A 21484-nucleotide genomic window follows, 5' to 3' on the forward strand; every position below is an offset into this window, starting at 1 on the left:
GATGCCGGCTGGAGACGCGCCGCTTCGCGGGTGCCGGATGGATGGTTGGCCGACCGCCGCCCGGGCAGACCTGACCGGGGGCATGGTGGTGACGCGATGGTGACGTGATGATGACGACGTTTGGGCCGCGCGCGAAGGTGATCGCACCGGACAGGAAGGTCACAGACCTGCTCGACGTGCTACGCCTGCACATGGACATGGATGTCGCGGTCCTCGGCATGTGGGACGACGACCTGCTGGTCGTCCAGGTCATCGCCGGCGACGGAAAGAGATTCAGCCTGGCGCCCGGCACCACCATCCGGCACTGCAGGGATCTCAACCTCGGGGTCGAGAACGGTTCTTTCCCGCCCATGTCCCCCGATGTCTCCCAGGACCCGCGGACGAGGAACGCGACCATTCTGGCCTGTCTCAAGGTCAGCGCCTACGCGATGACAGCTCTCACCGACCCGGCTGGCGAGTCCTACGGGATGCTGCTCTGCATGGCCCGTCGGCCTCGACCGGCGCAGCAGGAACGCCACAGCCAGTTCCTGCGCCTGACGGCCGCGTTCCTCGGCGACTCCCTGCTCGACCTCCGGCACATGTGGGAGGCACGCAGCCAGGTGTGGTCGACGATCAGCGATCTCATCGACGCCGGCGGCCCGAGAATCGTGTACCAGCCCATCGTCCGGCTCGACACGGGCGGCGTCACCGCGGTCGAGGCACTGGCGCGTTTCCCCAACCGGTGCTGCGGTCGGCCTCACAACACGGAGGACTGGTTCCTCGATGCCCATCTGGTCGGGCTGTCCGTGGAACTGGAAATGGTCGCGATCAGGCGTGCCGTCGCCGTGCTCCCCCAGCTCACCGATGACATGAAGCTCGCGGTCAACGCCTCGCCCAGTACGATCGCGGCGGGCCTGGTCGACTTCGTCCACGACCTGCCCGGCCACGACCGCCTGACCATCGAGATCACCGAACACGAGAACTCTCTCGCCAGGCCGGACGCCATGCGGGCCATCCGCCACCTCCACGAACTCGGCATCCATATCGCGATCGACGACACCGGCACCGGATACTCCGGCCTGGAACAGCTCGTCAAGCTCCGCCCGGACATCATCAAGCTCGACCACATCCTCACCCGCGGCATCAACCGCGACCCCGCTCGTCGCGCTCTCGCCGCCGGCCTGGTCCAGCTGGCCCGCGAGATCGACGGAACGGTTGTCGCCGAGGGGGTCGAGACTTCCGCTGAACGCGACGCCATAGTGAGCGCCGGCATTTCATACGGCCAGGGATACCTGCTCGGGAAACCAGCGCCCACCCTGCCGTGAGTGCCTCCCGGCGGAGGTCGAGCCCGGCGTCCGACCTCCCCGCGCGTCCCGGTCCACGCCCTGGCGAGACCGGGCCCGGCGATCGCGTTCAGTCGCGGCCGACTGCCTGTGGCGCGGCCAGTGGCGGGTCCGCGCGGGAGACGGCCGGGGCGGCGGTGGTTCGTCGTAGCCAGACACTCAGCATGCCGCAGATCACGGCGAGCCCGAACAGCAGAACGGGTACCGCCCGGACACCGGACTTGTCGATCGTCGCGCCGAGGAGCGGGGGAAAGGCCACGCCACCGATCATGGAGGCGGCGATGACGAACGCACTGGCCGAGGCGACCGTCGGGGCCGCCCTGCTGAGCCAGGGCAGGGCGGTGGGGAAGATCGGCGCGATGAAGAGGCCGACTCCCAGGTAGGCGTAGGGAGCGAGGGCGGCCACGGGCGCCATGATCAGGCAGGCCGCCATGCCGAGGCAGCTCACGGTCACGATCAGGGGCGCCGGGAATCGCAGGCTGAGAGGCACGGCCAGGAAACGGCCCACGGTCATCGCGAGCCAGTACCCCGAGGTGGCGACCGCGGCGGCGGAGGCGCCGTAGCCGACCGCCGCCAGCTGGGTGGGTTCCCAGCCACCCACTCCCGTCTCGATCGCCACGTGCAGCACGTAGATGACGATGAACGCGGCGACGACGGGTACCAGCCTGGACGGCGCGGCCGCGGATCCGGAGGTGACGACCGCCTCGCTGTCCCCGGACCGCACACCGCCCAGGCTGGGCAGGAGGAAGAGGCAGAGGACCGCCAGGGCGACGAAGAGCCACGGGTAATTCCGGGCACCCAACCAGCCGACCAGCGCCGGCCCCGCGACCGCGCCGATGCCGAAGTGGGCGTTGAGCAGGTTGAGCATCGCGGTGCTTCGTCGTCCGAACCCGGTGGCGAACAGCTGGTTCAACCCGTAGTCGATCCCCCCGAAGCCGAGGCCGACAACCGTGGCCGCCGTCAGTGCGACCGGCCAGGTGGGCGCGGCCGCGAATGCCAGCGATCCGGCGGCCATGAGGCCATAGGAGACGCCGAGCAGTAGCCGGGTGCCGATCCGGCGGCGCAGGCGGAAGAAGAGCAGGACGCCGAGCAGCGCGCCGACGAAGTGGGCGGACAGGCCAAGGCCGGCCGCTCCCGACGCCACGCCGTACTTCGCGCGGATCTCGGGGATCACGGGGCCGTAGAGGGCCTGGAGCGCCCCGATCACCACGAAGCCGACGCAGGAGGCGACCACCGCCACCGCGCTGACCAGGCTGGGCGGCTCCGTTGCCCCGCGGGAGGACAGGACGGTCACGAACGTCCCCCGACGCCGATCAGGCGCCACGGGCCGTCCTGGACGACGCCACCACCGGGACCGAGATCGGGACCGGAACCGGACATGGACAAGTGACATCGCACAAACACATCGTGCATACGAACATCTAAGATGTTCACATGTCAACAGATCGCTCGTCGAGCGACCCGGACCGCGCAGGGTCGGGTACGACTGATCCCGCGTGCGGCCAGGGGCGAGCCCCGTCCGTGCAGAATCGAGCCGTGAACGCTGCCGAGCGGCATCGGCTGGTCCTGACGGTGCTGGGCGAGCGCAACCGCGCCTCGGTCGCGGAGCTGGCCATGGTCACCGGGACGTCCGAGATGACGGTGCGACGCGACCTGGAGCAGCTCGAGTCCCAGGGCGCGCTGCGCCGAGTGCACGGCGGCGCGGTCAGCGCACTGCTCAGCGGGGTCGAGCCGCCCTATGCCGTGCGCGCCCTCGCCGGCGCCGAGACCAAGGCCAGGCTCGGCGTGGCCGTCGTGGAACTGCTCAGGGACGGAGAGACGGTCGCGCTGGACACCGGAACGACCGCCGTCGCCGTCGCCGCGGCCATGGCCGACCGGCAGCTGACCGTCACGCCCCTCTCGCTGCACGCCGCCACGCGCCTCGGCGCGTATGACGGCATCCAGTTGCTCATGCCCGGCGGCCAGGTCCGCAGGGGCGAGCTGTCCTTCCACGGCGCGCTAACCGTGCGCACCTTCGAGGAACTGCGCTACGACACCTTCATCCTGTCCTGCTGCGGAGTCGACGCCACCACCGGCGCCACCGCGTACGACCTCGACGACGTCCAGGTGAAACGCGCCGCCGTCCGCGCCGCCCGGCGCACTCTCCTCGTCGCCACCGCGGACAAGCTCGGTCACGTCACCTTCGGCCGCATCTGCCCGCCCGACCAGATCAGCCTGCTGATCACCGACGCTCCCCGGACCGCCGCCCCCGTACGAGAGCTCCTCGCCGCCGGCGTCGAGGTCGCCACCATTTCCTGACCCGCATGGCGGCCTGGGTGTCGTCAACCACCAGGAGATGGCGACCCGGCTCCTGCTCGACTGCGTCAAGGAGCTCCTCCGCACCGGGAAGCGCTTCGTCAAGGTGACCGAGGAGGCGTACTGGCGATACAACGACCAGCTCGACGAACGCGAGAAGTTCAAGATCCACAAGGGCCCGCGCGCGAACAGCTACTACCGCAACGACTACGGCCGTTCGGTCACGAACTGCCCGTTCCCCGGCAACGAGATGTGGCACCGCCTGCGCGGGCCCAACTTCGACGACCTGATCGTGAGGTAGCCACCGCCGCGGGTAGGGGTGCCGGACGAGTACGTCACGCTCGACAGTGAGCTACGTCCAGTAACGCACTGTTACGATGGTCTCGGTCCGGCACCCCCCGGAGGGTATGGCGATATGTCGTCCGCGGCCGTGTAGAGCTCGCGCCGAGGAAGGCGGGTCATGGGGAACCTGGGGCGGGCCAAGCGGCCCGCGACGGAGGACAGGCCGGTACTCGGCGACCCGGTCGGCGACGTGGCGGCCCCCAGGCGTGACGCCCCCGTCGCCCGGGCAAGACCACCCACCGCCGACGAGCTGATCTCGTCGCTGTCGCAGGCACTGGTGCGGTCTCGCCGGCTGCTGGCGGCCACCAGCGCCCTGGGCACGGTCCTGACCGTCGACGACGTGGCCGACGTGGCCTTCCGGACCGCCGCCGCGGACGCCGCCGTGACCTTCGCCGGCTTCGTCCTGTTTGGCGAGGACGACTCCCCCGACCGCGTCCTGGCCTGGCCCCGGCTTACCACGCCGGTGTTCACCGACGTCTGGGTGCGCGCCCGCAACCCCGGCCCGGCCGCCACCGGTGAGGTCGTGCGGACCGGGCAGCCACGCTTCGACCCGACGCGGGTGGGCTACCTCAACGACTATCCGGACCGCCGCGCGGTCTTCGCCGCGATCGGTATCGATGCGTCGGCGACCCTGCCGCTCACCGTGTCCGGCCGCATCATCGGGGTCCTGTCCCTGGCCTGGTCCGGGCCGCGTTCCTTCAACGAGGAGGAACGCGCGTACCTGCGCACGCTCGCCGGCGTCTATGCCCAGGCGATCGAACGGGCCAGGTTGCATGAACGGCAGCGGTCCGTCGTGGAGACGCTGCAACGCGCGATTCTCCCGCGGACGTTGCCCGAGCTGCCCGGGATGGAGCTCGTCGCCCGATATCTGCCGGCCGGCCGTGACGTGGAGGTCGGCGGCGACTGGTACGACGCCGTCGTCCGTCCGGACGGCTCCGTCACCCTGGTGGTCGGCGACGTCGGCGGCCACGGGCTGCCCGCCGTCTCGGCCATGGCCGAGCTGCGGCACGCCGCCCGCGCGTACGCGATCGAGGGACGCGCTCCGGCCGCCATCACCACGCGGCTGTCCGCCCACCTGCTCGCCGCGCAGGACGACACCCTCGCCACCGCGATCGTCGCGACGGTCGAGCCGAACACCGGCCGGCTCACCTGGTCGTGTGCCGGTCACCCGCCGCCGCTGCTGCTCACCAGCACCGACGCCCGCTACCTCGACGACGTGCACGGCCCGATGCTCGGCGTCGTGCCCGGGTACGACTACGGTCAGCGAACCATGACCCTGCCGCCCGCGAGCAGCCTCCTGCTCTACAGCGACGGGCTGGTGGAGCGCCGAGGCACCTCCCTCACCGACCGGCTGGCGACCCTCGCCGCGGCCGCGGCGCAGGGGCCGAACGCCGACGCCCCCGGCCTGGACGCGCTCTGCGACCGGCTCCTCGCCGACGTCGCCGGCCCCTCGACCCGCGAGGACGACCTCTGCCTGCTCGCCGTCCGCGGCTCCTGAGCTCGTACCCACTCGCCACCGCCCTCCACCACCTCGGCGCAAGGCCGGACCCGACTGATCGGCGACCGCCGCCCACCTCGACCACCGGCGCGACGACGACCGGCAGTGATGCGGGCCGGCAGTGGTGCCGGCCGCGCCTCCGTGTGCCTTCCTGATGACCAGCCGTCGATCGGCAGGGCTGTGACCCGCGCCGAGGCGTGCCGCGGCCCGGCCGCAACGACGCGGAAACAGCGTGGACACGGCCGGCTGGAAGTTTGCGGAAGGAGTTCGCCGTGCCAACTGCGCCCGTCCTGTCCGACCACGTCGCCCGAAAGGCAGGGCACATGAGCCAGATCCCCGTCGTCAACCTCGGTCCGGCGCTGACCGGCGCCAGCGCCGGTGCCGGAGCCGCCCCGGTCGTGGCCGAGCTGCGCCGCGCCCTCGCCGACGTCGGCTTCCTGCAGGTCGTCGGGCACGGCGTCCCCGCCGCTCTCGTCGACGCCGCGTACGCCACGATGGACCAGGTCGCGGCGCTGCCGGATGACGAGCGGCGCGCCCTGGTCCGGCCACGGGCCAGCCAGCGCGGCCTCTTCGAGCAGATCGACGGCCAGGGCCGCGTCCTCAACCGGGCGCTGCAGTTCATCACCTACGACGACCTGACCGCCGCCGAGGCCGACGGCGCCGTCGGCGGGCACCCCGACTACTTCGTGCCCAACGTCTGGCCCGAGCAGCTGCCCGGCTTCAAGGCCACCTGGCAGCGGTACGCCGAGGCCACGCGGGAGCTCGCGCGCACCCTCATGTCGCTGTTCGCCCAGGCGTTGGAGCTGCCCGCGGACTACTTCGCCGCGCCGTTCGCCAAGGACGTCACGCTGTTCTCCGCGAACTTCTACCCGCCCCAGCCCGCCGACGCCGACCACGAGGACGTCCTGCTCGTGGCGCACGCCGACTCCGGCGGGCTGACGGTGCTGCACCAGCGGGGCGACTACGAGGGCCTGCAGCTCCGCGGCCTCGACGGCGAGTGGATCACGGTGCCGGTGCGTGCCGACGCCTTCGTCATCAACATCGGCCACCTGCTCAGCCGATGGACCAACGGGCGCTACCCGGCCACCGTCCACCGGGTCGTCGCCGGCCCGGCCCCGGCCGACCAGCGGCAGTCGATCGCCACGTTCTTCCTGCCGAACGTCGACACGGTCGTCACCCCGGTGCCCACGATGGTCGGCGCGGAAGGCTCCCGGTTCGAGCCGATCACCGCGTACGACTGGCAGCGCCAGTTCATGGAGAAGTACGTCCTGACCAAGACCTACGCCGAGCCGGCAACCGCCTGAGCCACCTCAGTCATCTCAGCCACGTCAGCCACCTGAGCCCGCCCACCGGGCGCGCCTTCCGGCTCAGGGCTAGGCGCGCCAGGACTGGATCCGGTGGTGGTCAGGCGCGAATCCATGGTTGACGCCCCACAGCATGGCCTGGGGCTACCTACCCCTAGGGGTGTACCACCCTCGCCGCTTGGCCGTCCTGCGCCGTCAGCCCTGAGCCCAAGGCCGGTCGTCACGGGCGTCGACGGCCGGCGGCCTCGCTGGTCTCACGGGGTTCCCCGGGTTCCCCGGTTTCCCCGGTCTCGTTGGTCTCGCTGGTCTCGCTGGTCTCGCTGAACGCCCGCGACCGCCGTTCGGCCTCGAGGTTGCCGCCGAACAGCCGGGTGTCGTTGCCGTCGGGTACGCCCGCGCGGCGCGGCCGCGTGGCGGCGCCGTCGTCACCGTCAGGCTCGGAGCCCGGGCCGACGGCCACGCCCTCGTCGGCGCGCGGCCCGTTCGAGCTTCCGTCGCCACGGCGTGGACCCGTCCAGTCCTGCTTCTGGAAGAGGTCCGGGTAGGGCGGCTCGATCCGGGTCCGCGGCAGCGCCGCGGGGCTGTTCTTCCGTAGCCAGCCCACCAGCGCCTCGCGCACCAGGCAGCGCAGGTCGAAGACCGTCGGACCGTCCTTGCCACTGACCAGGACGCGGATCCGCACGTATCCGGCGACCGCGTCGGTCACCTGCAGCACGGCGACCCGGCCGTCCCACAGCTCTGTATCGGCCAGGACCGCGTGCAGCTGCGTGCGCAGGTCCTCCGTCGGCACGCTCCAGTCGAGGTCGAGCTCGACGGCACCCAGGACGGCGGACTCCCGCCGCGTCCAGTTCTGGAACGGTGTCGTCGTGAAGTAGGTCGACGGCAGAATCATCCGGCGGTCGTCCCAGATGTGCACGACGACGTAGGTGAGGGTGATCTCCTCGATGCGTCCCCACTCGTCCTCGACCACGACGACGTCGTCGACCCGGATCGCGTCGGTGAACGCCAGCTGCAGGCCGGCGAAGACGTTGGCCAGCGAGGTCTGCGCGGCAAGGCCCGCGACGATGCCCACGACGCCGGCGGACGCGAAGATGCTCGCGCCGGCGACCCGGACGCTCGGGAAGGTCATCAGCATCGCCGCGACCGCGATGACCGTGATGACCGCGGTGGTGATCCTGCGCAGCAGAGTGACCTGGGTGCGGATCCGGCGGGCGTGCCGGTTGTCGGCGACGTCGGTCCGGTAGCGGGCGAGCGCGAGGTCCTCGAGAACGAACGCGGCGACCGTGGTCAGCCAGGCGAACCCCCCGATGAGTGCGAGGCCGAGGACCCGGATCAGTGCCACGGTCCAGTCCTGGCGCGGCGCCGCGTTCGCCGCGACGAGCAGGCCGAGCAGGACGGCGGTGATCCGCAGGGGCCGCCGGCCGCGCCGGGACATGTCCGCGGCGATCTCGTAGCGTCGCCCGGCGCGCCGGGCGAGCCAGTCGACGACGAACGCCAGCAGGAAGCCGGCGGTGGCGGCCGTGGCGAGGATGACGAGTACCGCGGGCGTCGAGTCGGTGGAGGGCAGGGACATCGCGGATGGGCTGCTCACGGGCACGGCTCCCGGGGTTGGTTTCCGCCTGCAGGGCATGGCCTGCCGATATGAACCGACTCCTCAGCCCTGCCCCGGTTTGCTCCGGACCAACAGGTGACAGCCCTCACAGCCGAACTGGCGGTTGTGGGGGCAGACCCACGCGACGCGCGATCAGGGGGCGGGTGAACGGATCGCCGTGGACGCGGATATGCGTGCCGGCTCGCGACGTATGACCTTCGCGCTGACGAACCCGCCGTTGTGGACTGGTGTCGCGGCGGCTCACGGCCGGGCCGCGAGCCGCTGCTCGCCCGCGCGCAGGACCGCGAACACCCGCTCGACGGTCTCCTGCTTCTCCCCCACCGGGGCCACGTAGTCGATCGCGGCGCGGGCGGGCGCCTCGCCCAGTGTCCGGCTGACCACCCAGGCGGCGAGGTACTGCGACGCCAGACAGCCGCCGGCCGTGGCGATGTTCCCGACCGCGCGGAACGGCGCGTCCACCACCTCGACGCCGCACGCCTCCACCCACGGGCGGCTGGTGGCATCCGTGCACGCCTGGACCGATGCCAGCAGACCCAGCCGGGCCAGAACCAGGGCGCCGGAGCACTGCGAACCGATCAGCTGCCGGGTCGCGTCCAGCGAGAACGAGCCGAGCAGGTGGTCGTCCTGGATGACGTCGCGCGTCCTGACTCCGCTTCCGACCAGCACGACGTCGGCCTCCGCGGCGAAGGCGAGCGGGCGCTGGCCGGTCACCTCGACGCCGTTCATCGAGGTGACGACGGGAGTCGGGGTGGTGATGTAGGCCGTCAGCCCGTCACGACGGCAGCGGTTGATGATCGCGGCGGCGATGAAGCTGTCCAGCTCGTTGAACCCGTCGAACGTCAGCACGGCGACCTGCACGACCATCCCCTGCCTCCGCTGTAGGTGGTCGGCACCGGCACCCGGACCGTACCCGGCCCCACCATCCCATCCCGTCCTGTCGGCCGCTGGTCATTTATCCCTGGTCTGTACGCCGCGAACGCGGCGAACGCCGCGGCCAGCGGATGCCGACCGAAACGGCCCGCCGGGTGGGCCGCCGGCCGGCCCGGCGCGGACCGTGGCGGTGGCACACTGTTAGCGTGACTAACGATGGCGAGCCGGACAACGCGGCGAGCGGCGGCGCACAGTGGGATTTCTTCGTGTCCTACACGCAGACGGACCGGCCGTGGGCGGAGTGGATCTCCTGGACGCTGGAGGAGGCCGGCTACCGGGTCCTGGTGCAGGCGTGGGATTTCGTGCCGGGGTCGAACTGGCTCGCCGGGATGCACAACGGCGTCCAGTATTCGGTTCGCACCGTCGCGGTGCTGTCCGACGCGTACGCGCGGTCGGTTTACGGAACGGCGGAATGGCAGGCGGCGTGGGCGGCCGACCCGGACGGCGCGAAGCGGAAGCTGCTGGTGGCCCGGGTTGCCGACTGTGCCCGGCCGGGCCTGCTCAACCAGGTGGTGTCCATCGACCTTTTCGTCATGTCGCCGGACCAGGCGAAGGCGGAGCTGCTGCGCACCGCCGGGCTGGCGATCTCCGGCGCGCGGGCCAAACCGACGACCGCGCCGCCATTCCCGGCCGCGTAGCTGGTCGAAGCCCCCGCGGCGGGCACCGCCGGCGCATCAGGCCTCGGCAATCCCCACGAACCGGACGATGGAACCTTCTAGCATCCGGAGGGTGCCCGGAAGAAGGCTGGTGACCGCCTGGTCGCGCGCGGCGGCCGCGAGAAGTCCGTTGGCGGAATACCCGCGCCCGCATCTCGTGCGATCGTCCTGGCTGTCGCTGAACGGCCGCTGGGAGTTCTGGGGAGGACGGGGACCGGCGGCACCAGCCGCCCTTCGTGGTCACAGCGGTCCCGATGACCACAGCGGTCCCGATGACCATGGCGGTCCCGATGACCATGGCGACCCGCCCATCGGCCGGCGGCTGCCGCGGCGCGTTCTGGTCCCGTTCCCGGTCGAGTCGACGCTGTCCGGCATCGGGGCGACGCATGAGCGGATGTGGTATCGCCGTACCTTCCACGTGCCACCGGACTGGGCCGTCGGCCGGGTTCACCTCCATTTCGGCGCGGTCGACTGGGCATGCCGGGTATGGGTCAACGGGGTCGCGGTCGGCGCGCACCGGGGCGGTTACGACGCTTTTAGCTTCGACATCACTCCCTGTCTGACCTGGCGCGAGGAGGAGGTACTCGTCCATGTCTTCGACCCGACCGACGGTGGTGGGCAGCCGGTGGGCAAGCAACGCCGCCACCCGGGCGGGATCTTCTATACCTCGGTCTCCGGGATCTGGCAGACGGTCTGGCTGGAGCCGACCCCGTCCTGCCACGTCTCCGGGCTCACGCTCACTCCGGATCTGGCCGCCGGCGCCGTCTACGTCGTGGTGAACGCGGTCGCGGCGGATGCTCGGTCGGCCCCGGACGCGAGCACCGGGCACGCGGGGGCCGCGGCCCCCGACGCCGCGGTGCCGGTCCGGGTCGAGGTGCGGGCCGGGACGGCGGCCGGGGCCGCGACGGTGGCGGCCGGGACGGGGATCAGCGCCCGGCCGTTCACGGTGGAGATCCCGAACGTCCGTGCCTGGTCGCCCGAGGACCCCTTCCTGTACGGGGTGACCGTGACGCTTGCCGACGGGCGGCCCGACCGGTCCGGCACGTACGACCGGGTGGACAGCTATGACCGGGTGGACAGCTATGTCGGGATGCGGTCGGTCGAGGTGGCCGAGGTATCCGGCGAGCCGCGGCCGCTGCTCAACGGCCGGTTCGTCTTCCACCTCGGGCTACTGGACCAGGGCTACTGGCCGGACGGCGTGTACACCGCGCCGACGGACGACGAGCTCCGGCGCGACATCGAAATGGCGAAGGAACTCGGCTTCACCTGCATCCGCAAGCACGCGAAGGTCGAACCGGCGCGCTGGTACCACTGGGCGGATCGGCTCGGCATGCTCGTCTGGCAGGACATGCCGTCCATGCCGCATGACCGGGAGCCGGACGAAGCCGCCCGCCGACAGTTCGAGACCGAGCTGCGGGCGCTCGTCGAGCAGTGTCGCGCCTTTCCGTCCGTCATCGGGTGGGTCCCGTTCAACGAGGGCTGGGGGCAGTACGACGTCCAGCGCATCACCGAGACGGTCCGGGCCCTCGACGCGACCCGCCTGATCAGCGAGAACAGCGGCAGCGCGGACCCGGGAAACCACTGGACCGACGCGGGAGCCGGCGACGTCGCCGACCTGCACGCCTATCCTGGCCCAGCCGCCGTCCCGGCCTCGGCCGGTCGCTGCCGCGCGCTCGGCGAGTTCGGCGGCATCGGGCTGCCTGCGACGGGCCACACCTGGGACGCGGCCGACGGGTTCAGCTACGAGTGGGCCACCTCGCCCGGCGGGCTCACCGACCGCTATCTGGGAATGGTCGACGAGCTGCGCGTACTCGCCCGGGAACAGGGCCTCAGCATCGCCATCTACACCCAGGCGACGGACGTCGAGGGTGAATACAACGGCCTGGTGACCTACGACCGCGCCATTCTCAAGGTGGATCCCGACCGGGTGCGCGCCGCTCACCGGCAGCTGTACGACGACGCCCGCGCCATCTCCCCTGTCACCGGGAGCGACGCGGGATGATCCCGCGGGCGGCCCGGAATCCGTCGGCGGGACGGAAGCACGACGGCAGGCGTGATCTCTGGGGCGGAGTCCCTTGACCAGGAGCTCATGACCGCCACCGACCTGCTGGCCGCCGGGCCCGAATCGGCTGACCGGCCGGGCCGCCCGGGATCTCCCTGGGGCGGACAGTCGGGCTGGCTAGGCCGACAACAGTGCGAGGGCGTCCAGGTCGCGGATCGCCGCGCAGGCGTTGGCGGCCATCGACAGGAACATCCGGTCGGCGCCGGCGGTGCGCTCGGCGCTCGCGTAGACGGCGCCGATCATGGTGATCAGCGGTCCCTGCAGCAGCCCGCGCCGGTAGTCCTCGAAACAGAGGTCAACGGGATAGTCCGGGACGCCGTACTCGACGAGCCGCTGGTGGTAGGCGGCGACGAGCGCCCGCTCGTGGGCGCGCCGCTCGGCGGGAGCCAATGCGGTGGACAGGAAATAGGCGAGGTCGCGGCCGGGGAAGGCCACCTCGACGGTCTGCCAGTCGACCGCCCGCACCTGCGTGTCGCCGGAGAACAGCAGGTTGTCGAGCCGGTAGTCGCCATGCACCAACGAGAAGCGATCCGACGTGTACTTCCCCCAGCCGGCCACGAGCTCCGCCGCACGCAGCAAGGTGTCGACGTCCCGCGGCCCGAGGCCTGCCCGATATCGCTCAGTGAACTCGGCGGCCGCCGATGTGGCGACCTTGCCCAGAAAACTCATCCCGGCCTCGTCGAGCCGGGCCGGCCAGTCGGTGCCGTCGGTGACGCTGTCGTCGTTCCAGAACGGCGCGTGCAGACCAGCGAGGTTGCGGATGGCAAGGGCGGCCTGCGCGACCGTGCAGCTGTCGACCTGGTTGCCGGCCCGCGCCGGGTGGGCGTCCTCGAGCACGAGGGTGAAGCGGTACTCGTCGTCACTGAGCTCGGCGCTCCAGCACCGGGGCACCCGGACCCGCGCACGCCCCGCGAAGGTCCGGTAGAAACCGACCTCGTTGCGGTAAGCCACCCGCAACCGCCGACGGACCTCAGGGGCACCACCGGCCATCTTCACCACCACGCTCACCGGCCCGCGCCCGGCGTCCCCCGGCGCGAGGTCAAGGTGGAAGCGATAGCTGACCGCGGTCTGCCCGGTGCCGACCGGCTCGAAGCGCACGCCGACGACCTCGACATCGGCGCCACCCGCGCGCAGCACCTCGGTCAGCCACGCCGGGGTGACATCAGCCGGGTCGTCGACGATCCGGTGTGATCCGTCCACGTCTCGTGGTCCCGCCGCCTCGACCCGCGTATCCGAGTCTGGTGCTAAGTCCGTCCCGTCGTTCGTCATGCCGCCCGCCCAGGGTTCGCGGGCAGGCCGCCCGGGTAGGCCGGCGGAGTCAGCGGGGTCATCAGCGACACGCGCGGACCATAGCCCGATCACAACTTCGAGGTCAATGTCGAGATCGCCGGCTTTGGCTCGATGCGACAGACTCCGCCGATTCCCGGCACGGACCGCCGCCACGGCCGGCCGGGACAGATCCCCCATGGACGGTGCGCGGGCTCGCGGCCGCGAGAACCGCGAGGGAGCGCGGGAGACGGTCCGGAGCTCTGGCGGGCCGTCTGGACGTCACATGCTTAGTTCGCGTTCGATCGTCCGGAGGCCATGGCGGGCCAGGGCGAGGTTGGCCCGGGCGCGGTCCAGGGCGAGGTACAGGAACAGCCGGCTGCCGCCCCTGGTGAGCAGGCGGATGACGTGGTACTGCCGGTCCACGGTGATGAGGATGTCCTCGATCCCCTCCCGGATGCCGAGCGCCTCAAGTGTCCTCGCCTTGGCGCGGACCACATCGGTGTTGCCCGCGGCGGCGATCTCGAGGTTGAGCGCGCGGCCGCCACCGGCCGAGCCCAGCATCATTCCGCTCTCGTAGTCGACCAGCGCGGCTCCCAGCGCACCGTCGAGCGCCATCGCTTCCTTCAACGCGGTATCGATGTCCATACAATCCTTCCCCGATTCAACGGACAACTTGTCATTGCGCCCGGGTTGATTTTTACTCCGACCGGTCTACCACCGTTTGCGCGGACGTCGCACGGGCTGGTAGCACTTGGTCGCAACGCACCATATCCTTCCCCCTGTTCGCTGTCACTGGGATGAGGGGGTGGAACGCGATGGGCGTGGGCACCGCGGCGGATGGTTATGTTCTTCTAAACGTATTGTCCCGGCTGGCCGAGGAACGTTTCTCCGGGACGCTGTGGACCGAAGGAGCGCTGGTCGAGGGAACGGTCGTCCTGAGTTCCGGCCTGCTGGTCGCCGCCGACACCCCGGTCGCCCCGGGTGTGGAGTCCCTGCTGCTGCGGTCGGGGCGGGTATCCCGCGCGGACTGGACCGACGCCCTTGCCGAGGCCGCCCCCGAGGGCAGGCTGCGCGCCGAGCTGGTCGAGCGCGGCCTGATCGGCGACGCGTCGGTGCAGGTGGTGACGCAGACGGCCGCGATGGACGCCCTGTTCGCGTTGACGCTCGCGGATGTCTTCGCGTGCGTGCCCAATCCAGGCGTCGCCGACCCGCTCATCCCGCTCGTCCCGGGGATGGACGTCGGCCGGGTGGTCCGGGAGACCCGGCGCCGGCTGGCGGTCGCGTCCGGGTGGCGTGAGCTGGGCCTGCACGCGCGGGCCCACCCGCGGACCACCTCGGCGGCCCCGCCGATCGACGAGGGCCGCGCGGAGCTCCTGGTACAGGTGAACGGCCGGCGGACGGTCAGCGACCTGGCCTTCCTGCTCGGGCGCGGCCTGTTCGCCGTGATGTTCGATATGGCGCTCCTCCACCGAGATGGCCAGATCGCCTTCGATCAGCCCCAGCCGGCCGCGACGAGCGCCCTCTCATGGCCCGGTCACCCCGACGACGGGCCGCCGCTGGTCGTCTCGAGGCTCCCGAGCGGCGAGGCCGAAGACCTGGGCACGCCCGCGGACTCCGCCGATTCACCTCCCCGCCGGCGGCTGATTTCCCGGCGAGGAGCGCGCGGCGCCCGGTGACTATCCGACCGCGCCAAAACGGGCGCAAGGGACGACTAACAGAATGACTAAATTTCCACCCGTTGGTTCTGAAAGCCCAGGCCGACGTCCGTAACCCCATTCTCGCGCCCCATGGGAAACCGGAACTCCGCGAACGGCGCGAACGGTGGGCCCAGACCGGCGGACCGTCACGGCGACGCATCACAGGTTGACGCATCACGGGTTCATGCCCCAGGCCGACCAGCCCGGGCACGCGGCCGAGGCAGGCCGAGGAATCAGGCACTCGAGCCAGGCCGGTGGCGCCCGCTCAGGACGGACTCATCGGCCCGGGTCGTCGACGGATGTCAGAGGGGCGGCGACCCATGAGGAGTGCTCAGCGTGGAGCACCGCCGGTCGCCGTCGGCTGATCCTCGGACCCGCCAGGGCCTCCGCATGCCCCGGCTCTCCGAACGCAACGGATCCCACAGGTCCGACTTCGTCTAGTCTGCTGGACTTGTGACCCGTGATGGCGCCGCTGAACGCCCACGCCCGGATCGTTCCCATGCCGGCGAGGGACCGGCGCCGGAGGTCGGCACCGGGGTGAGCCGACCGCATCGGCGTTCTCTCCTGCTTGGCGGGCTCGGCCTCGGGGGCGCGGCGCTGGCCGCGGCGGGCCTGGCTGCCTGCGGTGGCTCCGATGACGCCACGCGGCCCGCGGCCCCGACCCTGCGTGCGCCCACTCCCATTCCCGGAGTGACGGACGGGGTCTTCGGCCTCGGCGTGGCGAGCGGCGATCCGCTGCCCGACGGCGTGATCCTCTGGACCCGCCTCGCGCCGAAGCCCACCGAGGGCGGTGGGATGCCGGCCCGCGACATCCCCGTCGACTGGCAGATCGCCACCGACACGGACTTCCGCTCAGTGGTGCGGGCCGGCACGGAGACCGCGCGGGCGGCGCTCGCGCACTCCGTCCACGTCGACGTCCACGGCCTCGAGCCGGGGCGGGACTACTACTACCGTTTCCGCGCCGGCACGGTGCAGAGCCCGGTCGGCCGCACCCGGACGGCGGCGGCGCCGGGATCCGGCCCGGAAGCGGCCGGCGGGTCGCTGGCGTTCGCGCTCGTGTCCTGCCAGGACTTCCAGAACGGCTACTGGCCGGCGTTCGACGCGATCGCCGCGGACCGGCCGGACCTCGTCGTGCACGTCGGCGACTACATCTACGAGTACGACCCGGACAGCAAGTTCCCGGACCGGCGGCACACCACCCCGCAGACCCCCGGCCTCGACCAGCTCCAGACCCTCGCCGACTACCGCAACCGCTACGGCCAGTACAAGGCGGACCCGGCGTTGCAGGCCGCCCACCTGGCCGCGCCCTGGGTCGTCACCTGGGACGACCACGAGGTCGAGAACAACTACGCGAGCCTCACCGACGAGCTCGGCGACACCGGCCCACGGCACCAGGACCCCGCGGCGTTCGCCCGCCAGCGCGCCGCCGCCTACCAGGCGTACTACGAGCACATGCCGATCCGCGCCAGGCTGAACCCAGGCTCCCCCGATTTCCAGATCTACCGCCGGCTCGCGTTCGGCAGCCTGGCGACGCTCAACGTCATGGACACCCGGCAGTACCGCACGCCCGCGCCGGGCAGCTCTCCGAGCGCCATTGGCGCCGCCGCCCTGGGCGGCGCCAACGCGGGCGGCACGATGGCCGGCGCCGAGCAGGAGCGGTGGCTACGGACGGGGCTGGATGCCTCCCGCACCCGGTGGAACCTGATAGCGCAGCAGACGATGATGGCGCAGCTCGACGGCCAGCTGCCGGGCGGGGACGGGCAGACGCTGACGAACCTCGACCAGAACGACGGCTACCGCCCCTACCGGCGCCGTGTGCTGGCCGGCGTGCGCGACAGCAAGGCCCGCAACCCGGTCGTGCTGTCCGGCGACCTGCACTGCGCGTGGGTGAACGACCTGCGCGTCGACTTCGACCAGCCAGAGACGCCCGTCGTCGCCACCGAGTTCGTCTGTACCTCGATCAGCTCGGCGTTCTTCCTCATCAGCGACGACTTCGTCCGGGACAACAACGCCCGCTTCAACCCGCACGTCCGGTACTTCCGCGGCGACCGCCGCGGCTACACCCGCATCCGCGTGACACCCGAGGAATGCCGCGCCGACCTGCGGATCGTCGCCGACCTCTCCCGCCGCGACTCCCCGGTCACCACCGACACGACCTGGGTTATCGAGGACGGCCGCCCCGGCGCCCAACCGGCCTGACCCACCACCAAACTGGATCAGTTCCGGCGCTCGGCCACCGGGACGGGAGAATCCGAGCCGCCGGCCCGGCTGTCACCGGTCGAGTGGATTCATTGATCGGAGTGGCAGCAGACCTCCAGTTCCATCCCGTCCGGGTCGCGGAAGAACAGCGACCACTCGGACCCGAGCCGCTGGATCTCCCCGATGTCGGCCCCCAGTTCGCGTAGCCGGTCGCGGGTGGCCTCGAGGGTCTCCAGGGAGTCGACCGCCAGGCCGAAATGGTCGATCGGGCCCCGTCCGCCCTGGCGACGCCTGTCCCCGATGATGTCGTCGGTCGACGTCTCGAAGACGTTGAGCGCGGCACCCCCGCCGAGGTCGAGGATCACCATGCGTGGATGATCATCCCGCGCATCCATCTCAAACGTCACCTCTGCGCCGAACGCGTCGGCGTAGAACTTCACGATCCTGTCCATGTCGGCGGTCAGTGTGGCGATGTGGTTGAACCCGACTGTGGTCGGCACCTGTGTCCTCGATTCGGCTTACATCGGCCTCGATATCGTCTGCCAGGTCCGCATCGGTCCCGGCCCGCTCGAGCCGACTCCGGCGGCTGGTGGTCGGTCGCTTGGTGTGAGCTGTCGACGACCTCGCGGACGCCGGCAGGGTCGTCGACAGACGACCATTTCTCCACGGTCATGGCGTTGAAGCGCCCCGCGCCAAAATTCTTCTCCGCCGGGACGGCGTCCAGGAAGCCCGGCTGCTCTCCTCAGCACCGCGCGGGCACGGGGACGAGGATCCGGACTCCTCGCGAGCGTCACCCGGCACGACGAACGTGTCAATCCGGTAGACGGCCGGCATCACGCTCCCTCCTCGCTTCGCACGAGACCCGGGATACGACGCTAGGACCTCAAGTCACCTTCAGGTCAACCCGCCAACCGCCAACCCGTCAGCGGGTCTAGTCCAGGAGGCCGCTCTGGCGGCCGATGCTCGTGATCGGGCGCGGGACGTGTCGTCGTGGCGTCAGCCGAGGGTGGACCCGGTGACCGACGCGGAGCGACGGGCCCGACCATTCCTCTCTCACGTTGTGGCAGGCACCTGGGAAGCCGGACGTCCTGTCAGACGTCAGGGCCACGAAACGGTGCTGGTCGTGGCCCTGACGTCTAGAGGGCCAAAGGGCGTGCGAGAATGATCTTCCTTCGCACGCCCGGCGGCCGTTGTCCCCAGGATCACTGACACGATTCCCCGTGACGTCGGACAGGATGGGCGCGCGACCGCATGCAGGTACAGGGCAAACGTTGCCGGGCAGCATTAGTCAATGGTGGGCGGGGCGTCCAGGTTGTGGCCGGTGTCGGGGTCGAACAGGTGCAGCTGGTCGGTGTCCAGCCAGAGCTCGGCCTTCTCGCCCTCACGGATCCGGCTGGACGCGTCGAGCCGGGCGACGACCTGTTCCACTCCGCTGGACAGGTCGACGGTGCCAGCGTCGTGGGCCAGCTCCTCGAGGTCGGCGATCTGGGCCCGGCCGCCGGTCAGCGTGAAGTAGGCGAAGCTGTCCGAGCCGAGCCGCTCCAGCACGTCCACCGTGACCGTGAACCGCGGTCCGGGGCGGTTCCTCACCTGCTCCAGCGCGGAGTCCTCGAAGTGTTCGGGCCGCGCTCCGACAATCAGAGACCGGCTGCCGGCCGCGCCTCCGTTCCAGCTTTCCAGCAGCCGCCGCTGCCGGTCATTCGGGGCGATCGCCCCGAACGGGGTGCGCAGCTCGCCCTCCTCGACGGTCGCCGGCACGAAGTTCATCGCCGGCGAGCCGATGAAACCGGCCACGAAAATGGTCGCCGGCCGGCTGTACAGGTCGGTCGGCGTGCCGATCTGCTGGATCCGCCCGGACCGCAGCACCGCCACCCGGTCGCCGAGCGTCATCGCCTCCGTCTGGTCGTGGGTGACGTACACCATGGTGGTGCCGAGCCGGTTCTGGAGCCGGGACACCTCGGTGCGCATCTGGACCCGCAGCTTGGCGTCCAGGTTGGACAGAGGCTCGTCCATCAGGAACGCCTTCGGTGAGCGGACGATCGCCCGGCCCATCGCGACCCGCTGCCGCTGCCCGCCGGACAGCTGGGCCGGCTTGCGGTCCAGGTGCTCGGTGAGGTCGAGCACCCGGGCCGCCTCCTCGACCTTCCGGTCGATCTCCTCTTTCGGCCGTTTCGCCAGCGCCAGCGCGAAACCCATGTTCTTCCGCACGGTCATGTGCGGGTACAACGCGTAGCTCTGGAACACCATGGCGATGTCGCGGTCCTTCGGCGCCAGGTCGTTGACCACCTTGTCGCCGATCCGCAGCTCGCCGGAGGTGATGTCCTCCAGGCCGGCGATCATGTTCAGGGTGGTCGATTTCCCGCAGCCGGACGGGCCGACCAGGATGACGAACTCGCCGTCGGCGATGGAGAGGCTCGCGTCCTCCACCGCGAGCCGGCCGTCCGGGTACCGCTTGGTGATGTGGTCGAGAACGATGTCGGCCATGGCCGGGCCTATCCCTTCACCGCGCCGGACGTCAGCCCGGCGACGATCCGTCGTTGGAACAGCAGCACGAAGATGATGATCGGGATGGTGATGACCACGGCCGCCGCCGCGATCGAGCCGATCGGCTGGGCGAACTGCGACGCGCCGGTGAAGAACGCGATGGCGGCCGGGACGGTCCGCGACCGCTCCGTCGACGTCAGCGAGATGGCGAACAGGAAGTCGTTCCAGCAGAAGATGAACACCAGGATCGCGGTGGTCACCATGCCCGGCGCGGCCAGCGGGGCGATGACCCGCAGGAATGCCTGCAGCGGGGTGGCGCCGTCGACCTGCGCGGCCTTCTCCAGGTCCCACGGGATCTCCCGGAAGAACGCCGACAACGTGTAGATCGCCAACGGCAGCGAGAACGTCAGGTACGGGATGATGAGCCCGATCCAGGTGTCGAAGATGCCGATCTGCCGCCAGAGGTTGAACAGCGGGCTGACCAGGGAGATCTGCGGGAACATGGCGATCAGCAGGGCCAGCCCGACGAGCAGCCCCTTACCCGGGAAGGCGAGCCGGGCGATCGCGTAGGCGGCCATCGAGCCGAGCACCACCGCGAGCACGGTGGAGATGAGCGCGATCCCGAGGCTGTTCAGCAGCGCCCGGGTGAACAGCGACTCGCCGAAGATCCCCCGGTAGTTCTCGAACGTCCAGTGGCGCGGGATGAACTTGCCGTCGGTGATGCTGTCCGGGGTCTTGAACGACAGCGACACCAGCCACAGCAGCGGCACCAGCGATATCCCGATGATGACGAGGTTCGCGGCGGACCAGCCGAGCAGCGCGGTGCGCTCCCCGGATGGGCGCCGGCCGCGCGTGGCGGCGCCGGCAGTGCCCGTGGCACCGGCGCCGGGAGTAGAGGCGATGGTGGCCATCAGCGACGGCCCTCCCCACCGGGCGCGGCGGTGCCGAACCCCTTGACGAAGATGAACGCGACGAGCGCCACGACGAGGAAGATGAGCACCGACAACGACGAGCCGACGCCCAGGTTCAGCGCCGTGAACAGGTTGTCGTAGCCCAGGATCGACACCGACCGGGTGTCGTACGCCCCGGCGGTCAGCACGTAGATGCTGTCGAAGATGCGGAACGCGTCCAGCACCCGGAACAGCAGCGCGACCAGGATCGCCGGCTTCATCAGCGGCAGCATTATCCGGGTCAGCCGCTGCCAGGCGGTGGCCCCATCGACCTTCGCGGCCCGTAGCAGCTCCTCCGGGACCAGCGCCAGCCCGGCGAGCAGCAGCAACGCCATGAACGGCGTCGTCTTCCACACCTCGGCCACGATGATCACCGCGATGCCCCAGACCTGAGAACTCAGCGGCGTCGCGTCGCCGAACAGGCCGGACAGGTAGCCGGTGTCCGGGGTCCACGCGTACCGCCAGCCGAACGCGGCGACCACGGTCACGATCCCGTACGGGATCAGGATCACCGTCCGCACCAGGCCACGGCCGACAAGCGCCCGGTGCATCACCAGCGCCAGCGTCATCCCCAGCACGAACTGGATCGCCACCGAGATCACCGTGATGATCACGGTCACCGCGAGGGCCTGCCACCACAGCGACGACGTCAGCACGGTCGCGTAGTTCGCCAGCCCGACGAACTTCGAGTCGTCCGGGAACCTCAGGTCGTAACGCCGCAGGGACAGGTAGATCGCATATCCGATCGGGTAGGCGGTCACCGCCAGGATGACGATGACCGCCGGCGCGCACAGCGCCCAGCCGAGCCGGCGCTCCGCCCGCGCCCCCGCCGACAGCGGTGCCCGCCGCCGTTTCACGGGTGCC

Annotated in this window: 18 protein-coding genes; 9 read left to right on the plus strand and 9 right to left on the minus strand. The window is 70.8% G+C overall.

The genetic code is table 11. From position 1 onward, the window contains the following. Positions 1–107 precede the first annotated feature (107 nt). Positions 108–1304: an EAL domain-containing protein gene (locus tag QOZ89_RS23050; RefSeq protein ID WP_071051024.1), complete on the plus strand. Its 1197-nt coding sequence runs from the start codon at positions 108–110 to the stop codon at positions 1302–1304. Between the two features lie 88 nt (positions 1305–1392). Here QOZ89_RS23050 and QOZ89_RS23055 read toward each other — a convergent pair whose 3' ends face one another. Further along, entirely contained in the window at positions 1393–2646 is a 1254-nt protein-coding gene (locus QOZ89_RS23055) for an MFS transporter (RefSeq protein WP_198543390.1), read from the minus strand. Positions 2647–2858: 212 nt separating this feature from the next. Between QOZ89_RS23055 and QOZ89_RS23060 the strand changes: the two genes are divergently transcribed. From QOZ89_RS23060 to QOZ89_RS23075, 4 genes are all read left to right on the plus strand, one after another. Continuing rightward, complete coding sequence (locus QOZ89_RS23060) at positions 2859–3620, plus strand: DeoR/GlpR family DNA-binding transcription regulator (RefSeq protein WP_071051025.1); 762 nt, start codon at positions 2859–2861, stop codon at positions 3618–3620. Positions 3621–3657: 37 nt separating this feature from the next. Next, the gene (locus tag QOZ89_RS23065) at positions 3658–3918 is read left to right on the plus strand and encodes a hypothetical protein (RefSeq protein WP_071051026.1); all 261 of its coding nucleotides are present in this window, start codon (positions 3658–3660) and stop codon (positions 3916–3918) included. Between the two features lie 159 nt (positions 3919–4077). Further along, positions 4078–5457, plus strand: a complete 1380-nt coding sequence (locus QOZ89_RS23070; protein WP_071051027.1) for a PP2C family protein-serine/threonine phosphatase — start codon at positions 4078–4080, stop codon at positions 5455–5457. A 272-nt stretch (positions 5458–5729) separates the two neighbouring features. Then, a complete protein-coding gene (locus tag QOZ89_RS23075) occupies positions 5730–6761 on the plus strand; it encodes an isopenicillin N synthase family dioxygenase (protein WP_131804107.1) in 1032 nt (343 codons plus the stop codon). A 220-nt stretch (positions 6762–6981) separates the two neighbouring features. Here QOZ89_RS23075 and QOZ89_RS23080 read toward each other — a convergent pair whose 3' ends face one another. Further along, positions 6982–8352 carry a mechanosensitive ion channel family protein gene (locus QOZ89_RS23080; protein ID WP_397428826.1) on the minus strand — a complete coding sequence of 457 codons (1371 nt, stop codon included), beginning with the start codon at positions 8350–8352 and terminating at the stop codon, positions 6982–6984. Between the two features lie 261 nt (positions 8353–8613). Then, positions 8614–9237 carry a DJ-1/PfpI family protein gene (locus tag QOZ89_RS23085; protein ID WP_312625147.1) on the minus strand — a complete coding sequence of 208 codons (624 nt, stop codon included), beginning with the start codon at positions 9235–9237 and terminating at the stop codon, positions 8614–8616. Positions 9238–9449: 212 nt separating this feature from the next. On the opposite strand from QOZ89_RS23085, the gene QOZ89_RS23090 reads away from it, so the two are divergent. Together QOZ89_RS23090 and QOZ89_RS23095 are read left to right on the plus strand one after the other, a co-directional pair. Continuing rightward, positions 9450–9941 carry a toll/interleukin-1 receptor domain-containing protein gene (locus QOZ89_RS23090; RefSeq protein WP_071051029.1) on the plus strand — a complete coding sequence of 164 codons (492 nt, stop codon included), beginning with the start codon at positions 9450–9452 and terminating at the stop codon, positions 9939–9941. A gap of 109 nt (positions 9942–10050) precedes the next feature. Continuing rightward, positions 10051–11961: a glycoside hydrolase family 2 protein gene (locus tag QOZ89_RS23095; protein ID WP_312625150.1), complete on the plus strand. Its 1911-nt coding sequence runs from the start codon at positions 10051–10053 to the stop codon at positions 11959–11961. A gap of 177 nt (positions 11962–12138) precedes the next feature. Here the strand turns inward: QOZ89_RS23095 and QOZ89_RS23100 are convergent, their stop codons facing one another. Both QOZ89_RS23100 and QOZ89_RS23105 read right to left on the minus strand, forming a co-directional pair. Beyond that, complete coding sequence (locus QOZ89_RS23100) at positions 12139–13221, minus strand: phosphotransferase (protein ID WP_312625152.1); 1083 nt, start codon at positions 13219–13221, stop codon at positions 12139–12141. A 348-nt stretch (positions 13222–13569) separates the two neighbouring features. Next, on the minus strand, positions 13570–13935 hold the full coding sequence (locus QOZ89_RS23105; protein WP_071051030.1) for a hypothetical protein: 366 nt from the start codon (positions 13933–13935) through the stop codon (positions 13570–13572). A 170-nt stretch (positions 13936–14105) separates the two neighbouring features. On the opposite strand from QOZ89_RS23105, the gene QOZ89_RS23110 reads away from it, so the two are divergent. Both QOZ89_RS23110 and QOZ89_RS23115 read left to right on the plus strand, forming a co-directional pair. Beyond that, positions 14106–14966 (plus strand): hypothetical protein, encoded by an 861-nt coding sequence (locus tag QOZ89_RS23110; protein ID WP_312625155.1) that lies wholly within the window; start codon positions 14106–14108, stop codon positions 14964–14966. Positions 14967–15524: 558 nt separating this feature from the next. Further along, positions 15525–17186: an alkaline phosphatase D family protein gene (locus QOZ89_RS23115; RefSeq protein ID WP_071051032.1), complete on the plus strand. Its 1662-nt coding sequence runs from the start codon at positions 15525–15527 to the stop codon at positions 17184–17186. An 89-nt stretch (positions 17187–17275) separates the two neighbouring features. On the opposite strand, the gene QOZ89_RS23120 is transcribed toward QOZ89_RS23115, so the two are convergent. From QOZ89_RS23120 to QOZ89_RS23135, 4 genes are all read right to left on the minus strand, one after another. After that, positions 17276–17686, minus strand: coding sequence for a VOC family protein (locus tag QOZ89_RS23120; protein WP_071051033.1), 411 nt, complete (start codon positions 17684–17686; stop codon positions 17276–17278). Positions 17687–18470: 784 nt separating this feature from the next. Next, entirely contained in the window at positions 18471–19670 is a 1200-nt protein-coding gene (locus QOZ89_RS23125; RefSeq protein ID WP_071046311.1) for an ABC transporter ATP-binding protein, read from the minus strand. Positions 19671–19678: 8 nt separating this feature from the next. Next, a complete protein-coding gene (locus tag QOZ89_RS23130) occupies positions 19679–20581 on the minus strand; it encodes a carbohydrate ABC transporter permease (protein WP_241841422.1) in 903 nt (300 codons plus the stop codon). Beyond that, positions 20581–21477: a carbohydrate ABC transporter permease gene (locus QOZ89_RS23135; protein WP_071046310.1), complete on the minus strand. Its 897-nt coding sequence runs from the start codon at positions 21475–21477 to the stop codon at positions 20581–20583. The genes QOZ89_RS23130 and QOZ89_RS23135 overlap by 1 nt, the downstream gene beginning before the upstream one ends. Between the last annotated feature and the right edge of the window lie 7 nt (positions 21478–21484).

The organism is Pseudofrankia coriaricola (assembly GCF_032027725.1).
Lineage (GTDB): Bacteria > Actinomycetota > Actinomycetes > Frankiales > Frankiaceae > Pseudofrankia.